The organism is Streptomyces sp. NPDC013157 (assembly GCF_042899865.1).
Taxonomy (GTDB): Bacteria; Actinomycetota; Actinomycetes; order Streptomycetales; family Streptomycetaceae; genus Streptomyces.
The window spans coordinates 67722-88017 of the sequence record NZ_JBIBAK010000027.1; the positions used below are offsets into that span (position 1 = coordinate 67722).

The window sequence follows — 20296 nt, forward strand, 5'->3', positions numbered from 1 at the left end:
ACGCCAAGCCGAAAGCCGCGGCCGAGCCCGAGGACGCCAAGCCCGCCGACAAGCCGAAGACCGCCGCCGAACCCCAGGACACCGCCCCCCAGGGCAAGTCGGCGACCACCGACGAACCTCAGGACGCCGAACCGGACGACGCCAAGCCGAAAGCCGCGGCCGAGCCCGAGGACGCCAAGCCCGCCGACAAGCCGAAGACCGCCGCCGAACCCCAGGACACCGCCCCCCAGGGCGAGTCGGCGACCGCCGACGAGCCGGAGGACGCCGAGCCCGACGCAACCGACGCCCCCCAGGACGCCGCGCCCGAGGGCAGGACGGCCACCACCGGCGAACCTCAGGACGCCGAACCCGAGGACGCCAAGCCCGCCGGCAAGCCGAAGTGGGCGGTCGAGGACCGGGATGCCGAGGCCGGGTCGGCGGACAGGGGCGCCGGCTCCGACGACGACGGCGCGGACGCCGAGGGCGAGGAGACCCCGAAGGGGCCGCCCGCGTCTGACAACGATGGCCGCACGGGTGGTGCGGACGGGAAATCGGACGGCGGCGACGGCAGGGCCAAGCCCGCCGTCGACCAGCCCACGACCATGCTCAAGGCCCCCCGCCCCCCGCAGGTCGACCAGCCCACCACCACGCTCAAGCTGGGCGGCGGCACCGCGCCCAAGCCCAAGTCCCCCGAGGCCGACGCCGAACGCACCAGCAAGTTCGTCGCCCTCAAGTCGGACATAAAGCAGGGCCCGAAGCCGGAGGCCGGGCCCGAGCCCGCCTCGACCACCCGCACCACCGTCCTGCCCCAGGTCGGCCCCGAGCGCACCACCCAGCAGCCGCTTCCCCCGAAGCCCCCGCTGGACCTGCTGGCCGAGCTGACCAACACCCCTCCGCCGCCGGAGACCCCGGCCCGGACCCTCTTCCGCCGGGTCAAGATCTGGACGCCGCTCGTCATCGTCCTGCTGATCGTCTTTGCGGTCGTACAGACGCTGCGCCCGCTCCCGCAGCCCACCCTCGACCTCACCGCGAAGGACACGTACACCTTCGCCGGCGGCACGACGGACATGCCGTGGCCGGCCGACGGCCAGGCCGCCCTCGACGTCCAGGGCATCGGCACGTTCGGCTCCTCCGGCGCCCAGAAGCCGGTGCCGATCGCGAGCGTCGCCAAGGTGATGACCGCGTACATCATCCTGCGCGACCACCCCCTGAAGAGCGGCGCCGCCGGCCCGAAGATAAAGATCGACCAGGCGGCCCAGGACCAGGCGAACGCCGGCCAGGAGTCGACCGTCGACGTGACGGCCGGCGACTCGATCACCCAGCGCGAGGCCCTGGAGTCCATCCTGATCGCCTCGGCCAACAACGTGGCCCGTCTGCTGGCCCGTTGGGACGCCGGCTCCGAGAAGTCGTTCGTGGCGAAGATGAACGCCACCGCCAAGAAGCTCGGCATGACCAACACGACGTACACGGACCCGTCGGGGCTCACGAACTCCACCGTGTCCACCGCCGTGGACCAGGTGAAGCTGGCGAAGGCCGCGATGGCGAGCGAGCCGTCCTTCCGCGAGGTCGCCGCGATGATGTCGTACGACGACTACAAGGGTGTCAACCACTCCAACTGGAACCAGCTGGTCGGCCACAACGACGTCGTCGGCATCAAGACCGGCACCACCACCTCCGCCCTCGGCAACCTGGTCTTCGCCGCGAAGAAGACGGTCGGCGGCGAGACCCGCACGGTCATCGGCGCGGTGATCCGGCAGCCGGCCAACGCCAGCAACGACAACAGCATCCTCAAGGCCGCCCTCAACGCCGGCGACGCACTGATCCGGGCGGCCCAGGGCGCGCTGAAGGGGGCGACGATCTACAAGAAGGGCGACGTCGTCGGGTACGTGGACGACGGGCTCGGCGGCCGTACCCCGGTCGTGGCGACCGAGGACGTGACGGCCGTCGGCTGGTCGGGGCTGAAGGTGAAGCTGTCGTTCGCCCCGGACGACGTGCCGCACACCGCGAAGGCCGGCACCAAGGTCGGCACCCTCACCGTGGGTGACGGCTCCGGCTCCGCCGTCCAGGTGCCGGTCGCCCTGGAGAAGGACCTGGCCGAGCCCGGGTTCGCGAGCAAGCTGACCCGTCTCGGCTGACCCATAACCGGCATTCCGTCACCGCACCCCGCCGATGGCGGCCCACCCCAGGGCCCCGCGGCGGGGTGCGTGCTAGCGTCACGAATCGGGGCAGGTCGCCGGTCGCCGGGACACGGCCGCGAACTGGACGGAAAGCGGCCGCCAACACCGTGGAACACGGCCGGTAACAGAAGACGGGACACGGGGAGTGCCTTCAGGTGGCCACAGCGGAGCCGACACGCGCCGACGACGCCGATCCGGGCCCGGTAGCCGGCCCGCGAATAGCCCTGCCGACGGCAGGCGCGGACGACACGGAGCGTAAGACAGGCAACAGGCTGCTGCGGGCCGCCGAGCCGCTGCGCGGACGGCTGCTGCGCCACCCGGTGCTGTCGGTCACCGCCCTCTCCGGCATCCTGCACATCATCTGGTTCTTCACGTTCGCGAACAGCGGGGGGGATCTCGCGGCACAGGACGCCTGGGCCGAGTTCGTCGGCCGGCACCCGGACTCGGCGTACAACCTCGCCTGGTACGGCGGCATGCACCCGGTGTCGTACAGCGTGGTCTCGCCGTACCTGATGTCGCTGATCGGCGTCCGTACGACGATGATGCTCGCCGGCACCGTCTCGGCCGGGCTGCTGACCCTGCTCCTCATCCGCAGCCGTGCGGTGAAGAACCCCCTGTGGGCGGCGCTCGCCGGGGTGTTCGCGCTGATCTGCAACGCGCTGTCCGGGCGGGTCACCTTCGGGCTCGGCACGATGTTCGCGCTGGCCTCGGTCGGGGCGGTGTTCTGCTGGCCGTACCGCTGGCGGTACAAACGGTGGGCGAAGGCGCTCGTCGCCGCGCCGCTCGCCGCGCTCGCCACCATGTCCTCGCCCGTGGCCGGGCTCTTCGTCGGCCTGGTGGCGGTCGCGCTGTTCCTGCAGAAGCGGCGGCCGGGCGCCTGGGCGCTGGGCCTGGCGCCCGCGGCCGTGGTGGCGGTCTCCGCCTGGCTGTTCCCGTTCTCCGGCACCCAGCCGATGGGCTTCGGCTCGGTGATCATGCCGCTCACGTACGGGTTGCTCTGCCTCTTCCTGGTGCCGAAGGAGTGGAAGACGGTCCGGCTGACGGCGGCCGTGTACAGCCTCGGCGTGGTGCTGGTGTGGCTGGTCAGCTCGCAGATCGGCTCCAACATCTCGCGGCTGCCGATGCTGTTCGCGGGCGTGGCGCTGATCGCGGCCCTCCCGTACACGGTCCCGCGCTCGCGCAAGTACTACACGGTCGTCCTCGCCTTCCTGGGCGCCTGCGGCTGGATCAGCTTCAAGTCGGTCGACGACATCGTCCACACGACCCCGGCCGCGTCCTGGGCCCGCGAGCTCGCCCCGCTCGTCCACCAGCTCCAGCAGGTCGGCGCCGAGAAGGGCCGCGTCGAGGTGGTCCCGGCCCGCTCGCACCGCGAGGCCTCCGCGCTCGCGCCGTACGTCAACCTGGCCCGCGGCTGGAACCGCCAGGCCGACATGGAGCGCAACCCGCTCTTCTACGACGACACCCTCAACTCCGCGAACTACCACGAGTGGCTGCAGCGCTGGGCCGTGCACTTCGTCGTCGTACCGAAGGACCAGCCCGACGGCGACGGCGGCGGGGAGCGGGAGCGGGCGCTGGTGCAGCGCGGGATGCCGTACCTGAAGCAGGTCTGGGGCGACGCCAACTGGCAGCTGTTCCGGGTGACCGACCCGGTGCCGCTGGCCGAGCCCGACGCGGTGGTGGACAGCGCGGAGCAGGGCGAGCTGACCATCGAGGTCCGCAAGGCCGGGCGGATCCTGATCCGGATCCCGTACTCGCCCTGGCTGAGCATCGTCGACGCGGACGGCAAGAGCCTCAAGGCGCCCCAGGAGACCAAGGCCTCCAAGCACCGGGCCGACGGCGAGCCGAAGACGTACGCCAACGTCAACGGCTGCCTGATGGAGACGCCGGAGGACGCCACGGGGGACAAGTGGACGATGCTGCTGGCGCCGAAGGCCGGGACCTACCGGCTGGCCGCGCCGTACCAGCTGCCGCGGGGCACGCCCTGCCCGGACGAGCTGAAGTGACCGGTCCGCGTACCGACATGACGGTCTGATTGACAGATGGTTCGGGGTGGGTTGACTCTCTGAGTCAACCCACCCCGACTCTTTATACAGCCAGCTCGGAGCAGCGATCCACGAGGCCATCGAGGCCTGACGCGACTCCCGTTCGGGCATTTTCTTTACTTTTTACTTGACTCTCAATGACGGGCTCAGTTGACTGAATGGCGTTGATTCGTCGGCCGAGGAGGCAGCGCAGTCATGGGGGACGAGACGTTAGGGATAATCCTGGCGGGAGGCCGGGGCGAACGCGCCAAGCCGCTCACCCTCGCCTCCTCGGACTACATCCGCAGCAAGGCCCTCATCCCGTTCGCCGGCCGGCCCGTCGTCGAGTGGCTCGTCGAGAACTGCCGGGACCAGGGCATCCGCCGTTTCCACGTGGTCGCCCAGGGCGCCGAGAACCACAGCCAGATCAAGCTCTTGCTGGGCCGCGGCGAGCGGTTCGGCGTCGAGATCCACTACTCCCGGGCCCGGCTCGACCGCTACAACGTCGGCTCGGGCGCCGCCACCCTGCACAACCTCGAACGGTGGGACCTGACCGGCCGGGCCCTGGTCATGCCCGTCGACTCCGTCTTCGAGTTCTCACTCCCCCTGCTGACCGACGCGCACGACGCCGCCGACGCCGTCGTGACCGTCGCCTCCGTCGCCCGCACTGCCGAGGAGATCGCCGGCAAGTACGGCGTCATGCAGACGTCCGCGGACGGCACCGTCTCGGGCTTCCTGGAGAAACCCGACCTCGACCGCATCCACCGCCTGTTCCCCGAGACATCGTTGCCAGGGGCCCGCTTCACCCTGCCCACCAACGCGGGCATGTACCTCGTCGACTGCGGGCGCCTGCGGCTGGCCGCCCGCACCCCCGAGATGATCCGGCTCGCCCAGCAGCGCCTCGACTGGGGCGGCGACCTGCTGCCCTGGCTGGTCCGGCGGGGGCTGCCGGTCACGGCCGCACGCATCGACCGGCTCGGCGACCTGGGCAGCATCCCGGACTACCTGGCCACCCTCGGCGACGTGCTGCGCGGCCGCTACCCGTGGATGAGCCGGGCCATGGGCGCGCCGGTGAGCACCGACCCGCCGTACTGGATCCACGAGTCGAGCCTGCGCACCAAGGACAGCGTGCACGGCACGACCCTCGCCCAGAAGATCTCCGAGGGCAGCGTGGTGCTCGGCCCCGCCGTGCGCATCGGGCGGAACGCCGAGATCGGCCCCGGCGTGAAGCTGCGGTACACGGACGTCGGCGACGACGTCGACATCGACGAAGGGGCCCGGCTCAGCCGGTCGGCGATCGGCGACGGCGCCGTCGTCGGGCCGTACGCCCGCGTCACCGACTCGTACGTGGGGCCCATGGCGCAGGTGCACTCCCTGCGCGACGACCCCGTCCGGCTCGTCCACTCGGCGATCGGCGAGGCCGCCGACCTGCGTCCCGGCACCCGGCTCTCGGGGGTGAGCGTCTACCCGCGGCTGCGGGTCCCCGCCGTCACCGGACTGCCCACCGGCACCCACCTGACCAGCTCCGACGACATCCTGCGCTGGATCTGACCGGATCCGGCCCCGTCCCGACGCATCCCCGACGCATCCACCTGCTCCTTCCCGCACCCCAATCGTCCGGCTCGTCTACAGCCTGGGGAGTTTTCTCGATGGACAGCCCGATCGCAGTCATAGGAGGGACCGGCCGGGTCGGCCGGCTCGTCACCCGCCGGTTGCTGGCCCGCGGCGAGACCGTCCGGGTCATCGGCCGCAGCACCCAGCGCGCCCGGCGGCACATGCCCGCGCAGGCGCAGTACTTCACGGCCGACGTACGCGACCCCGGCACGCTCCGTACCCCCCTGCACGGGTGCGGAGCGGTCGTCTACGCCGTGGAGCCGGGCACCGACGCGGCCGGCCCGGACAGCCCGGAGTCGACCCTGCACGGCGGCGTCCGCCACGTCCTCGACGCCCTGGGCGCGGCCGCCCCGGCCGGCCGGCACTTCGTGCTCGTCAGCCAGCGGCACGTCACCCGCCGCGACCACCCCATGAACGCCTACGGCAGGATGCTGGACTGGCGGCTGGCCGGCGAGGACGCGGTCCGCTCCTCGGGCCTGCCCTACACGGTGATCCGGCCGGGCTGGCTGACCGACGACCCCGGCCACGGCGTGCTGCACCTGGAGCAGGGCGACGTCGGCGACGGGTACGTGGCCCGCGCGCATGTCGCCGAGGCGTGCGTCCGGGCGATCGGCTCGCCCGCCGCGCACGGCGTGACGTTCGAGATGCGCAGCGAGGCCGGGCCGTCGTCCGGTCCCGTGCCCTGGGACGAGCTCTTCGCCGGGCTGCGCGCCGACGCCCCGGCCGGGACCAGGGCGGTGTTCGCATGAGCGCCCCGACCGAGGCCCAGGGCCAGCCGGCCGACACCCCGACCACGGATCCCGCGAACGAGTACATGACGCTGCCCGCCGACCAGGCCCCCGACACCCTCGACCTCGTCCAGCCGGGGGTCACCCCGGGCCACCCGCAGCCGCTGGGCAGCACCGTCGACGCCGAGGGGGTCAACTTCTCGATCTTCTCCGAGCACGCCACCCGGGTCGACCTGCTGCTCTTCGAGCACTGCGACAGCCCGCAGCCCTACCGGACCGTCCGGCTGCGCCCCGAACGGCACCGCAGCTTCCACTTCTGGCACTGCCATGTGCAGGGGCTCGGCGCCGGTCAGGTCTACGCCTACCGCATCGACGGGCCGCGCGACCCGGTCGCCGGGGGCAGCCGCTTCGACCACCGCAAGGTGCTGGTGGACCCCTACGCCCGCGCCAACGTCAACAGCCGCTGGGAGCGGACCCGCGCGATCGGCCCCGGGGACAACGTCGAGCACTCCATGCGCAGCCTGGTGGTCGACCTGGACGACTACGACTGGGAGGGCGACACCCCGCTGCGCACCCCCATGGCGGACACCGTCGTCTACGAGATGCACGTCCGCGGCTTCACCGCCTCGCCGACCTCCGGTGCGGACCGCCCGGGCACCTTCTCGGCCGTCATCGACAAGATCCCGCACCTGCAGGAACTCGGCGTCACGGCGGTGGAGTTGCTGCCGGTCTTCGACTTCGACGAGACCCAGGTCCTGCGCACCGGACCGGACGGGACACCGCTGCGCAACTACTGGGGCTACGACCCGTACGGGTTCTTCGCCCCGCACACCGGCTACTGCTCCAGCCCCCATCTCGCCACCCACATCACCGAGTTCCGCGACATGGTGAAGGCGTTCCACAAGGCGGGCATCGAGGTCATCCTCGACGTGGTCTTCAACCACACCAGCGAGGGCAACGAGTTCGGGCCGACGATCAGCTTCCGGGGCGCGGCGAACGAGGCCTACTACCACCTGTGGCCGCAGGACCGCTCCCACTACATGGACTTCACCGGGTGCGGCAACGCGATCAACGCCAACCACCCCATCGTCACCAAGTTCATCCTGGAGTCCCTGGAGTACTGGGTCTCCGAGCACCACGTCGACGGCTTCCGCTTCGACCTCGCCTCGGAGCTGTCCCGCGGCCCGATGGGCTACGAGATGGCGGTGCCGCCCGCGCTGTGGGCGATCGAGCTGTCGCAGGTCCTGGCCGAGACGAAGATCATCGCGGAGCCCTGGGACGGCGGCGGGCTCTACCAGGTGGGCCGCTTCCCCGGGAAGCGCTGGGCGCAGTGGAACGGCCCCTTCCGGGACGACGTACGGCGGTTCGTGCGCGGTGACGCGGGCATCGCCGGCGAGGTCGCCTCCCGGCTCGGCGGCTCGGCCGACCTGTTCGCGCCGCAGGAGGAACTGCCCACCAACAGCATCAACTTCGTGACCTGCCACGACGGCTTCACCCTCAACGACCTGGTCAGCTACAACACCAAGCACAACCACGCCAACGGTGAGGCGGACGCCGACGGGACGAACGAGAACTACAGCTGGAACTGCGGCTCCGAGGGCCCCTCGGACGACCCGGAGGTCGAGGGGCTGCGGGTGCGGCAGATCAAGAACCTGCTGTCGGTCCTCATGCTCAGCCGCGGCGTCCCGATGCTCCTGGCCGGGGACGAGTTCCGCAACAGCCAGGTCGGCAACAACAACGGCTACTGCCAGGACGGCCCGCTCTCCTGGCTCGACTGGGACCAGGCCGGCAAGGAGCGGGAGACGCTCGGGTTCACCCGGGACGTCATCGGACTGCGCAAGCGCTACCGCACCTTCCGTGAGCCGCAGTTCTTCTCCGAGCGGCTCAACCCGCGTCTCCTGCCGGACATCACCTGGCACGGCACGCGACTGCACCAGCCGGGCTGGGAGAACCCCGACGCCCACGTGCTGGCCTGCACCTACGGCGGTTTCGACGGTGACCCGGACCTGCACCTGATCCTCAACATGTACCACCTGGGCCTCGAATTCGAGCTGCCCGAACTCCCCGGCCACCGCTGGCACCGCGTCCTGGACACGGCCCGGCCTGCCCCGTACGAGATCCTCCCGCCCGGAGCGGAGGAGCCGGTCGACGGTCCCACCTATCACGCCCAGGGCCGCAGCGTCGTGCTGCTGGCGGCCCTGCCCGACGAGAAGGGCACGCGACGATGAGCGCACTCTCCCAACGACGCATCACCTCCGACACCCTGGCGGGGTACGTCACCCACTACAGCCCCACAAGGCGCATGTTCGGCCTGCGCAGCCCGGACGGGCGGGAGTTCACGGTCCACCTGACCCACAACGCCGTCTCCCGCATCGTCCGCAACCTCGGCGACTCCTACCGCGACACCACGGCCCAGACCGTCGACATGCTGGCCGAGGGCCGGTTCCTGTTCGCGTACGGGATCCTCTACGAGTGGGAGGGCGGCTCCCGCTTCGACGCCAAGGAGATCACCTTCCCGGAGGAGAGCCGCGGTCAGTACGTCTTCGAGCACCCGAACTGGTGGGTGCAGCAGGCCGCCGCCATCGCCGACTTCTACCTGCGCGGCCAGTTCCCCGACGGGAACTACGACTGGCGCGACTTCCGCACCCACCTCACCCTCAGCGGCACCCACTTACCGGACTTCCACGGGCAGGACGTGCGGCAGGAGACCGACACCATCTCCCGGCTGGTCTACGGGCTGGCCACGGCCTACCTGCTGACCGGCGAGGACCGCTTCCTGGAGGCGGCCGAGTCCGGCACCGAGTACCTGCGCGAGCACATGCGGGTGGACGACCAGGCGGACGGGATCACCTACTGGTACCACGGCATCGACATCACGCCGGGCGGCCACCGGCCGGTCTTCGCCTCGGAGTTCGGGGACGACTACGACGCGATCCCGATGTACGAGCAGATCTACGCGCTGGCCGGCCCCACCCAGACCTTCCGGATCACCGGCGACCCGAAGATCCTGAACGACATCGACCGCACGGTCGCCCTGTTCCAGAAGTACTTCCGCGACCCGGTCGAGGGCGGGTTCTTCTCGCACCTGGACCCGATCGCCCTGGACCCGGGCGCCGACTCGCTGGGCCGCAACCGGTCCCGCAAGAACTGGAACTCCGTCGGCGACCACGCCCCGGCGTACCTGATCAACGCCTACCTGGCGACCGGGCGTTCCGACTTCGCCGCCCTCCTGGAGGAGACCGCGGACACGATCGTCAAGCGGTTCCCGGACGAGCCCAACTCCCCGTTCGTGCAGGAACGGTTCCACGCCGACTGGAGCCCGGACCGCACCTGGGGCTGGCAGCAGGACCGCGCGGTGGTCGGCCACAACCTCAAGATCACCTGGAACCTGACCCGCATCAAGGCCCTGCACGACAAGCCCGAGTACGGCACCACGGCCGAGCGGATCGCCGAGCTGATGCCCGCGGTGGGCAGCGACGGGCTGCGCAGCGGCTGGTACGACGTGGTGGAGCGGCAGCCCGACCCGGACAGCGGCATCCACCGCATGGTCTGGCACGACCGCAAGGCCTGGTGGCAGCAGGAGCAGGCGATCCTCGCCTACCTCATCCTGGCCGGCACCACCGACGACCCCGAGCACCTGCGGCTGGCCCGCGAGGCGGCGTCGTTCTACAACGCGTACTTCCTCGACTACGAGGACGGCGGCGTCTACTTCAACGTCCTCGCCAACGGCATCCCGTACCTGCTGGGCACCGAACGGCTCAAGGGCAGCCACGCGATGGCGGGCTACCACGCGCTGGAGCTCTGCTACCTGTCGGCCACCTACACCGGCCTGCTGCTCGGCAACGACCCGGTGACCCTGCACTTCCGGCCGCGCCCCGACGACCTCCCGGAGCGGCTGCTGCGGGTGGCGCCTGACCTGCTGCCGGCCGGCTCGGCGGAGCTGACCCGGGTGTGGGTGGACGGGCAGCCGTACCAGAACTTCGACGCCAAGGACCTCACCGTACGGCTGCCCGAGGGCACGGAGCCGGTGCGGGTGCGGGTGGAGCTGGAGCCCGCCCAGATGCGGCTGCGGATGCGCAGCGAGTTCGACGGCGGCACCGCCCACATCAGCTGCCGCGGCGTGATCGACGCCGCCGAACTGGGCAAGTTCCGCCGGATCCTCGGCGAGGTCATGGCGGCCACCCCGCAGCGGGTGGAGTTCCACCTGTGCGAGACCGGCGAGATGTGCCGGTCCGCCATCAACGAGCTGCTGTTCCAGCGCACCAAGGCGGGGCTCGACGTCGACTTCGTGATCGTGGGCTGCGCCCTGCCCGAGGTCGCCGACGCACTGCTCGCCACGGACGCCTTCCTGCTGGAGGGTGGTGACGACTGCAACCATGAGTGATCTCGCCACCATCGCACTCCCGTTACCGTCCGTGCGTACCCCGGGTGCCCCGCCCGGTGCCCGCGACCTGCCGGATTACTGCGGCGAGCTGTTCGACCAGTTCACCCGGGCCGACCAACGGCGCTGGGGGGAGGTCTACCTGCGCGGCCTGCTGGCCGTGCCCGGCCGCAAGACACCGGCCCGGATCACCGAACAGGTGCTGGGGCGGCGGGCGGTGCAGCAGATCCAGCAGTTCGTGAACCAGAGCCCCTGGGCGTCCGCGCCGGTGCGCGGCCGCCTGGCCGGGCGGATGGTCCGGGCCTTCCGGGCCGAGGCCTGGTCGGTCGACGAGGTCGTCTTCGCCAAGAACGGCGACCGCTCGGTCGGCGTGGCCCGCCAGTACGCGGCCTCCCAGGAACGCACCGTCAACTGCCAGCTGGCGCTGGCGACCTCGCTGGTGGGACACGCCGGCGGGGTCCCGGTGAACTGGCGGCTGGTGCTGCCGACCCGGTGGGACCGGGACGAGGGGCTGCGCGGCCAGGCCCACCTGCCGGAGCACGAGCGCTGCCGTCCGCGGTGGAGCTACGTGCTGGAGGCGCTCGACGAGATGCTCGACGAGTGGTCCCTGGAACCGCTGCCGGTGCTGGCCGACTGGCGCGGCGACGGGGACCCCGACCCCCTGCTACGGGGGCTGGAGGCCCGGGGTCTCGGCTATGTGGTCCAGGCATCGCCGCACACCCCGGTGCTCCTCCCCCGCGGCCGGGCCCAGGGCACCGGCGGCACCCTGGCCGACCTCGCCGCGCACGCCGTCCGGCACACCGAGCGGACGTCGGTGACCTGGCACGACCCGGTGACCGAACGCATGTGGCACTCGGAGTTCCTGACCGTTCCCGTGCTGCTGCGGGCCGAGCGCTCCCCGGAGGGCTGCCCGAGTGCCGCACCCCGGGCGCGGATGCTCCTCGCGGACTGGCCCTACGGCCGGCCGCAGCCGCGGGCGTACTGGCTGACCAACCTGCCGGTCCGGCGGCTCGCGGAGATCGTGCTGCTGGCCCGGCTGCGCAGGTTCGCCGGTGAGGCGCTGGGCCGGATGCACGACGAGTTCGGCCTCGGCGACTTCGAGGGCCGCTCCTTCCGGGGCTGGCACCACCACGTGACGCTGGCCTCGGCCGCGCTCGGCTTCGACATGGTGCGCCAGCAGGCCGACGAGAGAGCCCTGAGCACACCGCATGCCTGAACAGCGCCACCGGAACAGCCAAGACGGCCCCGTGCGGACACCTCCGCACGGGGCCGCCGTGCGCTCACTTCTCCCAGCCGACCTTCGTGAAGTCGATGTCGCCGAGGCCCGGGACGCCGTAGTTGGCGAGGCCCTTGCGGACGGCGAGGATCTGGGGGCGCTGGTAGAGCTCGATGTCGTGGCCGAGCCGCCAGATCTGCGCGTCCGCCTCGTTGTAGAGGCGCTGCGCGGCCCGTTCGTCGAGGGTGCCGGCGGCGCGGTCCAGCAGCTCGTCCACCTGCGCGGAGCCGACCCGGCCGTAGTTCTCGAAGACCTGCCCGCCGGCCGGGCGCCGGTAGACGGCGTAGGCGGAGCTCGGGTACGTCAGCCCGGTGAACCGGAAGATGGCGAGGTCGAAGTTGCCCTTGTCGAGGTACTGCGGGCCGTAGGCGGTGGCGGGCACCTTCTCGATGTCGACGCGGACGCCGGCCTTGGCGAGCATCTGCTGGACGAGCTGGGCGAGGTCCTCGCCGAGCCGGTTGGTGCCCTCGCTCAGCACCAGGCGCAGGGTGAGGCTGCGGCCGTCCTTGACCCTCGGCTGCCCGGCGCCCCGGCTGCGCCAGCCCGCGCGGTCGAGGGCGCGCTCGGCGGCCTCGAGGTCGAAGCGGCCGTACGGGCCGGAGTCGTCGGCGTAGCCGGGCTGGTTGGTCATGTAGAAGTGGTTGCCGAGCAACGGCACCTTCACCGGCAGGCCCGAGGCCGCGACCTGGGCGAGCGCCGGGCGGTCCACGGCCTGCTGGAGGGCGTTGCGCACCGCCCGGTCGGCCAGCGGCCCGCTCGCGCCGTTCAGCGTGATGTGCACCTCGTCCCAGGCGGAGCCGACCCGGATGGCGGTGTCCTTCGCCTTGGCGAGCTGGGCGTAGGCCTCGCTGGTGGCGGCGTTGACGACGTCGACCTCGCCGTTGAGGAAGGCCTGCAGGGCGGCGTCGGGGTCGAGGACGCGGAAGACGATCCGGTCGAGCCGGGGCCGGGTGCCCCACCAGGCGGCGTCCGGGACGAGGGTGAGGGTCTGTGCGGTGCGGTCGACGGAGGCCAGCCTGAAGGGGCCCGCGGTGACCGGGAGCCGCCCCTGCCAGTCGGAGTCGAAGTGCTGCGGGCTGTCGTAGGCGACCGCCGGGAAGAGCGGCGTGAAGAGCCTGCGCCAGTCGGCGTACGGCTTCTTGAAGGTGACCTCGACCTCGTGCGCGTCGGCCCCCTGGCGGACGTCGGCGATACGGTCGTAGCCGCTCGGGTCGGCGACCAGGTACCGGTCGTCGCCGCCGCCGACCGCGTGCCACTGGGCGGCGAAGTCCCGCCAGCCCAGGGCCCTGCCGTCGGACCAGCGGGCCTTCGGGTTGAGCCGGTAGGTGACGACCTGGTGCGAGCCGGCGGTGGAGACGGTGGCGGAGGTCAGGTAGTCCGTGACGATCCGGGGGACGCCCTCGGCGTCGCGGGTGAAGAGCCGCGGCTCCGTCATCGTGTCGACGGTCCACACGTCGTCCAGGGCGCCGTCGACGTGGTTGAAGTTGAACTGCGTGATCATCTGTGTGATCGGCACGGTCAGGGTCCCGCCGGAGCGGAGGTCCCCGGACGGCAGGGCGTTGATGTCGTAGGTGCCGTAGGTCGGCAGCGCCTGGTGCCGGGAACCGTCGTGCCCGCCGGACGCGGTGCATCCGGTCGCCGTGAGGACGGTGAGCGCCCAGACGGCCACCCACGCGGGCCATCCCCGTAATCGCTCCACCTGTCAGCCTCTCCGGCGTCACGGAGCCGTCAACTGCCCTGATTGTCATGGGAATTGCGACGCCGGAGCTTAACATCACGATGTTTCCCTCAAATGAAGAGAAGGCAGACTCCCCTCCGTCAGGAGTGCCATGTTCTTCCTGGTCGCCAGGCGCCTGGTCCGCTGCGTCGTCCTGTTCCTCGTCTCCCTGGTCCTCTCCTACGCCCTCGCCTCGACCGCGCTGGATCCCCGCGCGTACTTCGAGGACCGCAGGCCCCCGCCGCCGGCCCGGGTCGTCGACCGCGAGCTGTCCCGGCTCGGCATGGACGACCGCGCCCCGCTGCCGGAGCGCTTCGCGCACTGGGCGGACCGCGCCGTCCACGGCGACCTGGGCCGCACCATCGACGGCGATCCGGTGAGCGCCGAGTTCGGCCGCCGGATCGGCGTCTCGGTACGGCTGCTGCTGGTGGGCACGGTGGCCGGTACGGCCGTCGGCACCCTGGCCGGGGTGTGGGCGGCGGTCCGGCGCGGCGGGCTCGGCGACCGGGCGCTGGCCGGGTTCTCCTTCGCGGTGCTGTGCGTGCCCACCTTCGTGCTGGCGCTGCTGCTGAAGACCGGGGCGCTCGCGGTCAACCGGGCCGCGGGCGGCACCGTCGTCAGGTACACCGGCGAGCACACCCCCGGGCTGCAGGGCGACTGGAGCGTCCACCTGCGGGACACGGCGGCCCATCTGGTGCTCCCGGCCCTCTGCGTGGCGCTCGCCGCGGTCGCCCTGTACAGCCGCTACCAGCGTGCCGCCACCCTGGACGTGCTCGGCGCGGACCACTTGCGCACCGCCCGCGCCAAGGGGCTCACCCCGGGCCGCGCGCTGCTGCGGCACGGGCTGCGGATCTCGCTGGTGCCGATGACGGTCTTCTTCTCCTTCGGCGTCCTCACCCTGGTCACCGGGGCCGTGTTCACCGAGCGGGTCTTCGGCTGGCCCGGCATGGGCAGCTGGCTGATCGACTCGGTGGAGAAGGGCGACGTGAACTCGGTGGTGGCGGTCGACGGCTTCGCCGCGGCCGTCGTCCTGCTGGCGGGGCTGGTCGCGGACGTCCTGCACGCGCTGCTCGATCCCCGGGTGCGGGAGCCGTGAGAGCGGGGCGGCGGGGGCGGGCCGTGCTCGGCCGGCTGGCCCGGCACCCGGGGGCGCTGTGCGGGCTCGCGCTGCTGCTGGCCCTGGTGGTGCTCGCGGTCGCGGGTCCGTACGTGTGCCGGTGGTCCGCCACGGACGTCGACTACACCGCGCTGCGGCGGCCGCCGGACGCGCGGCACTGGATGGGCACGAACCGGATCGGGCAGGACGTGTTCGCCCAGGCCGCGCACGGGCTGCGGAAGTCGCTGCTGATCGGGGCGCTGGTGGCCGCGGCCGCCACCGGGCTGGCGGCGGCGGTGGGCGCCTGCGCGGGCTACTTCGGGGGCTGGACCGACCGGTTGCTGATGTTCGCGGCGGACCTGCTGCTCGTGCTCCCCGGCTTCCTCGTCCTCGTGGTGCTCGCGCCGCGGCTGCGGCGGTGGGGCTGGCTCGCGCTGGCCGGGCTGCTCGCCCTGCTGGGCTGGATGGTCACCGCGCGGGCGGTGCGCGGCATGACCCGCTCCCTGAAGGAGCGGCAGTTCGTCGTGGTGGCGGGGCTGATGGGGGTCGGGCCGGTGCGGATCATCTGGCGGCACGTGCTGCCGCACCTGGCGTCGTTCCTGATCACCGACGCGACGGTCACCGTGGCCGGGGCGGTGGTCAGCGAGGCCGGGCTGTCCTACTTCGGCTTCGGCGTCCAGCCGCCCGACGTCTCCCTGGGCACGCTGATCGCGGACGCGTCCGACGTGGCCCTGGTGTATCCGTGGATGTTCTTCTTCCCGGCGGGCCTGCTCATCGCGTTCGTCCTGGCCGTCAGCCTCCTGGGCAACGCCCTGCGCGACGCCCTGGACCCCACGACGGTACGGCCCGCCGGGCCGCCCCGCGGTGCCGTGTCGGGGCTCGCGTGACGAGCGCGGGTCCGGCGGCGCACGGACCGGCGGGCCCGGTCCTTGACGTGCGCGGTCTGACGGTCGCCTTCGGGGGCGGACGGCGGCGGCCGCCCGTTCCCGTGGTGCGCGGCGTGGACCTGGTGCTGCGCCCCGGTGAAGTACTGGGCCTGGTGGGCGAATCCGGCGCCGGCAAGTCGCTCACCGCGCTGTCCCTGCTCGGCCTGGCCCCGCCCGGCGCCCGGGTGGGCGGTTCGGTACGGCTGCTGGGCGAGGAGCTGCTGGGCCGTCCGGAGCGGGAGCTGGCCGGCCTCCGGGGCCGCCGGATCGCGATGGTCTTCCAGGATCCGCTGCACGCCTTCACCCCCGTACTGCGCGTCGGCGACCAGATCGCGGAGGCCCTGCGCATCCACGAACGCCCGCGTCCGCGGCGCGAGACGGCGTTGCGGCGGGCCGTGGAGCTCCTGGACTTCGTGGGGGTGCCGCAGCCGTCCCGGGCCGCCCGCGCCCTCCCCCACCAGCTCTCCGGCGGGATGCTCCAACGGGCCATGATCGCGATGGCGGTGGCGAACCGTCCCGCGGTCCTCGTCGCGGACGAGCCGACCAGCGCGCTGGACGTCACTGTGCAGGCCCAGGTCCTCGAGGCGCTCGCGGCCGCCCGGCGGGAGACGGGGGCGGCGCTGCTCCTCGTCACCCACGACCTCGGCGTGGTCGCGGGCGCCGCGGACCGGGTCGCGGTCCTGTACGCGGGGCGGGTGGTGGAGACGGGCCCGGCGGAGGCGGTGCTCCGCCGCCCCCGGATGCCGTACACCCTCGGCCTCGTCGGTTCCGTACCCCGCCTCGACGCCCGCGTCCCGCCCACCCCGGTCCCGGGTACCGCCCCCGCCCCGGGCACCACCGGCCCGGGCTGCCCCTTCGCCCCCCGCTGCCCCCTGGCGGCACCGGACTGCCGCACGGCCGAACCCCCGCTCACGGGAGTGGACAGCCCCTCCCGCGCCGACACCTCGGCCCCCGACGCCCACACGGCGGCCTGCCGGAGGATCCCGGAGGTCCGCCGGCTGAGCGCGGCGGAGTTGTTCGGGCGGCCGCCGGGAACACCGGATCGGGGCGGTACGGCGGTCACGCCGTCCGCACGCCCGCCCTCTCAGCCGCCTTCGCCTTCGGCGGCCACGCCGGACGGCGCAGACGCGGCCGCGGGCACCCCCGCCGACCTCGTGCTGTCGGTCTCCGGGCTCGGCCGGTCGTACCGGGTGCCGGGGTTCCGGCACCGCCGTGCCCCCGCCGTGCGGGCCGTCGAGTGGGTCGATCTGGAGGTGCGGCGCGGGGAGACGCTGGCGCTGGTCGGGGAGTCCGGGGCCGGGAAGAGCACGACGCTGCGGGAGATCGCCGCGCTGGCGGCTCCGCAGGCCGGGCGGGTGGAGGTGCTCGGGCGGGACACCGCGCTGCTCTCCCGGCGGGCGGCGCGCGAGCTGCGGACGGCGGTGCAGCTGGTGCCGCAGGATCCGGTGTCGAGCCTCGATCCGCGAATGCCGGTGGGTGACATCGTCGCCGAGCCGCTGCACGCCGCGCGGGTGCCGCCGGCCGTCGTCGCGGCGCGGGTGCCGCGGCTGCTGTCCCAGGTGGGGCTGCGCCCGGCGGACGCCGCCGGCTACCCGCACCAGTTCTCCGGGGGACAGCGGCAGCGCGTCGCCATCGCGCGGGCCCTGGCGGTCGGGCCCGCGCTGCTGCTGCTCGACGAACCGGTGTCCGCGCTGGACGTGTCGGTGCAGGCCGGGATCCTGGACCTGCTGCTGCGGCTGAAGCGGGAGCTGGGCCCGGCGTACCTGCTGGTCTCGCACGACCTCGCGGTGGTCCGGCAGCTCGCCGACCGGGTGTCGGTCATGTACGCGGGCCGCACGGTGGAGACGGGCGGCGTGGCCGAGGTGTTCGGGCGGCCGCGCCATCCCTACACCCGGGCGCTGCTCTCGGCCGTCCCGCTGCCGGATCCGGTCGCCGAGCGCTTCCGGCGCCGGATCGTGCTCCCCGCCGACCCCGGGCCGGGCCCCCGCGCTGCCGCCGGGTGCGGTTTCCGGGCCCGCTGCCCCGTCCAGGCCGCGCTCTCCGCCGCCGAGCGGCGGCGCTGCGCGGAGGAGGCACCGCGCGGGCGGGCGGCAGGACCGGCCGCCCGCCACACCGTCTCCTGTCATTTCCCGCACGACGAGGGACCGGGCCCGGTCCGGCGGCCTTAGGGCGACCGCCGGACCGGACCCGGTCCCGTGCGACGTACGGGTGTGATCAGCAGCAACCACCACTCCCGCCGCTGGACGCGGCCATGCCCTCGTGCTGCGGACGGCTACCCGGGCCGGAATCGCTCAGCCACAGTCCCCCCGACACAAGACCACTGATCAGGACGACGATTGCAACGAGCGCGATTATTTTATTGCTCACGAAAATCCCCTCCCCTGAACAATAGAAGGTTGCGCCTTGACACTTATAGTCAACATTGAATGACTAATATAGTCAAGTAGTTCTTTGTAAAATTAGTCATAAACAAACGGAATACCGCACACCACATAAGGAGCCCCCTAATGCGACCGGGGAAGTGCGCTGCAAATGCGGTGGAGAGCCACTAAAAGATCACCGGAAGCCCATTGGGTGGATATCAACTTACTGGTAACATCGATCTGTCATCCCCACAGTCAAGTACTGCACCGAGGAGTTGGCATGGATCCACTCGGCAACGCGACGGCCGCAGGACTGGGCGAGCGCATCAGGGTGTTGCGCGGCAAACGTGGACTCAAGCAGCAGGACCTCGCGTCCGGTGAGATTTCGGCGAGCTACATCTCCCTGATCGAGTCGGGGAAGCGCGGCGCGCCGTCGGACTCGGTGCTCGCCGCGCTCGCCGAGCGCCTGGGGTGCTCCGTGGAGTACCTGCGCACCGGACGCGACGACCACGAACTGGAGGAGACCCGGCTGCGGCTGGCCTTCGGCGAGATGGCCCTGCGCAACGGCAGCAACGGCGAGGCCCTCCAGACCCTGAGCGACCTCCTGGCCAAGCCGTCCCTGCTGGACCCGTCGATGACCCGGCGCGCCCGCATCGCGCAGGCCTCCGCCCTGGAGAAGCTCGACCGGATCGAGGCCGCCATCACGATCCTGGAAGACCTCCAGCGCGACCCCGAACTGCCGCCCGGCTCCGCCGACTGGTGCACGGTGTCGGTCGCCCTGTGCCGCTGCTACCGCAACGCCGGCGACATCACGACGAGCATCGAGATCGCCGAGCGGGCCATGTCCCGCCTCGACGCCCTCGGCCTGGACGTCACGGTCGACCACGTCCAGCTCGGCGCCACGCTCATGGCGTCGTACCACATGCGCGGTGACCTCACCCGGGCCCAGCTGCTCGGCGTCCGGCTCCTCGACGCCGCCGAGAAGCAGGGGGCGCGGGCCGCACGGGGTGCCGTCTTCTGGAACGCGGGGCTCGTGGCCCGCTCCCGCGGCCAGCTGAACGAGGCGCTGGCCCTGGTGGAGCGGGCGCTGGCGCTGATGTCCGAGGACGACAACATCCGCCACGTCGCCATGCTCAAGATGAACTGCGGCTCGCTGCTCCTCCAGGTCGACCAGCCCGAACCGGCACGCGCCAAGCAACTCCTGGAGGAGGCCCAGCAGTTGCTGGCAGAGGTCGGCAACGCGCCCGAGCTGGCCCAGTGCGAGATCGGTCTGGCCGACGCGGACGCGATGCTCGGCAACTGGGACGAGGCCGCGGCCCACGCGGAGCGGGCCCTCGGCCTCACCGGCCCGGAGTCCCGCATCCAGGCGGTCGGCGCGCGCGCCACGCTCGCCGAGATCCATCTGCTGCGCGGCGACCACGAGCAGGCGGGCCAGTGCCTGCAGGCCGCGACCCGGCAGCTGCGCCAGTTCCCGCCGTCCCACCAGACCGCGCTCAACTGGCGGTACGTGGGAGACCTGTGGCGCCGCCAGGGCAACAGCACGGCGGCCCTGCAGGCGTACGACCAGGCGCTGTCGTCGGCCGGTCTGGCCCCGAACCGCGACCCGAGCACGTCCTTCACCGAGCAGGGCCGTTCCTGACCCGCTCCGCCCCGTTCCGCGCGCCACCTGAATTCCCCTTCCGGAACCGCCGTGAAATACCCGCACGGCTAAGAGAATTGAAAGTCCGTCGAGCACCGATTTCCCTGTTCCGGTTCGGTCCTTTCGCCGCCGGATTCGACGCGGGTCCGACGCCGGGTCGAGCCGGGTCCGCCCCCGGGCCACACGCCCGGACCGGCACCGGGCCGGACACCGAGCCGGCCGCCCGGTCGGACTCCGGGCCGGGCAACCGGTCGCGCACCCGGGCCGGACGACGAGCCGCACGCCCGGTCGGAGGCCGGGCCGCACGCCCGGTCGGGCACCCGCGCCGGCACCGGGCCGGACGTGCGGGCCGGATGTCGGGTTCGGTGCCGGCCCGGGA

The 20296-nt window shown here is 72.3% G+C and carries 12 protein-coding genes; 11 read left to right on the top strand and 1 reads right to left on the bottom strand.

Going from position 1 to position 20296, the window contains the following annotated elements:
• The 7 genes from ACFY6U_RS48690 to ACFY6U_RS48720 all read left to right on the top strand — a co-directional run.
• A partial coding sequence (locus ACFY6U_RS48690; protein WP_390049080.1) for a serine hydrolase occupies positions 1 to 2114 on the top strand: 2114 nt, incomplete at its 5' end.
• Between the two features lie 197 nt (positions 2115 to 2311).
• Complete coding sequence (locus ACFY6U_RS48695) at positions 2312 to 4159, top strand: MFS transporter (RefSeq protein ID WP_390049081.1); 1848 nt, start codon at positions 2312 to 2314, stop codon at positions 4157 to 4159.
• Between the two features lie 234 nt (positions 4160 to 4393).
• Complete coding sequence (locus ACFY6U_RS48700; protein ID WP_390049082.1) at positions 4394 to 5728, top strand: sugar phosphate nucleotidyltransferase; 1335 nt, start codon at positions 4394 to 4396, stop codon at positions 5726 to 5728.
• Positions 5729 to 5826: 98 nt separating this feature from the next.
• Positions 5827 to 6540, top strand: coding sequence for an SDR family oxidoreductase (locus ACFY6U_RS48705; protein ID WP_390049084.1), 714 nt, complete (start codon positions 5827 to 5829; stop codon positions 6538 to 6540).
• On the top strand, positions 6537 to 8747 hold the full coding sequence (gene glgX / locus ACFY6U_RS48710; RefSeq protein WP_390049086.1) for a glycogen debranching protein GlgX: 2211 nt from the start codon (positions 6537 to 6539) through the stop codon (positions 8745 to 8747). Before ACFY6U_RS48705 ends, glgX begins: the two co-directional genes overlap by 4 nt.
• Positions 8744 to 10903 (top strand): AGE family epimerase/isomerase, encoded by a 2160-nt coding sequence (locus tag ACFY6U_RS48715; RefSeq protein WP_390049088.1) that lies wholly within the window; start codon positions 8744 to 8746, stop codon positions 10901 to 10903. Before glgX ends, ACFY6U_RS48715 begins: the two co-directional genes overlap by 4 nt.
• A 31-nt stretch (positions 10904 to 10934) precedes the next feature.
• Positions 10935 to 12116 carry an IS701 family transposase gene (locus tag ACFY6U_RS48720; protein WP_390049090.1) on the top strand — a complete coding sequence of 394 codons (1182 nt, stop codon included), beginning with the start codon at positions 10935 to 10937 and terminating at the stop codon, positions 12114 to 12116.
• 64 nt (positions 12117 to 12180) lie between these two features.
• Here the strand turns inward: ACFY6U_RS48720 and ACFY6U_RS48725 are convergent, their stop codons facing one another.
• Complete coding sequence (locus ACFY6U_RS48725) at positions 12181 to 13845, bottom strand: ABC transporter family substrate-binding protein (RefSeq protein ID WP_390049092.1); 1665 nt, start codon at positions 13843 to 13845, stop codon at positions 12181 to 12183.
• Positions 13846 to 14005: 160 nt separating this feature from the next.
• Between ACFY6U_RS48725 and ACFY6U_RS48730 the strand changes: the two genes are divergently transcribed.
• The 4 genes from ACFY6U_RS48730 to ACFY6U_RS48745 all read left to right on the top strand — a co-directional run bounded on the left by ACFY6U_RS48730 (position 14006) and on the right by ACFY6U_RS48745 (position 19917).
• Positions 14006 to 14989, top strand: a complete 984-nt coding sequence (locus ACFY6U_RS48730) for an ABC transporter permease (RefSeq protein WP_390049094.1) — start codon at positions 14006 to 14008, stop codon at positions 14987 to 14989.
• Entirely contained in the window at positions 14986 to 15876 is an 891-nt protein-coding gene (locus tag ACFY6U_RS48735) for an ABC transporter permease (protein WP_390049096.1), read from the top strand. The genes ACFY6U_RS48730 and ACFY6U_RS48735 overlap by 4 nt, the downstream gene beginning before the upstream one ends.
• A 47-nt stretch (positions 15877 to 15923) precedes the next feature.
• Positions 15924 to 18083 carry a dipeptide ABC transporter ATP-binding protein gene (locus ACFY6U_RS48740; RefSeq protein WP_390049098.1) on the top strand — a complete coding sequence of 720 codons (2160 nt, stop codon included), beginning with the start codon at positions 15924 to 15926 and terminating at the stop codon, positions 18081 to 18083.
• Between the two features lie 475 nt (positions 18084 to 18558).
• Positions 18559 to 19917 carry a helix-turn-helix domain-containing protein gene (locus tag ACFY6U_RS48745; RefSeq protein WP_390049100.1) on the top strand — a complete coding sequence of 453 codons (1359 nt, stop codon included), beginning with the start codon at positions 18559 to 18561 and terminating at the stop codon, positions 19915 to 19917.
• The last annotated feature ends 379 nt before the right edge of the window (positions 19918 to 20296 follow it).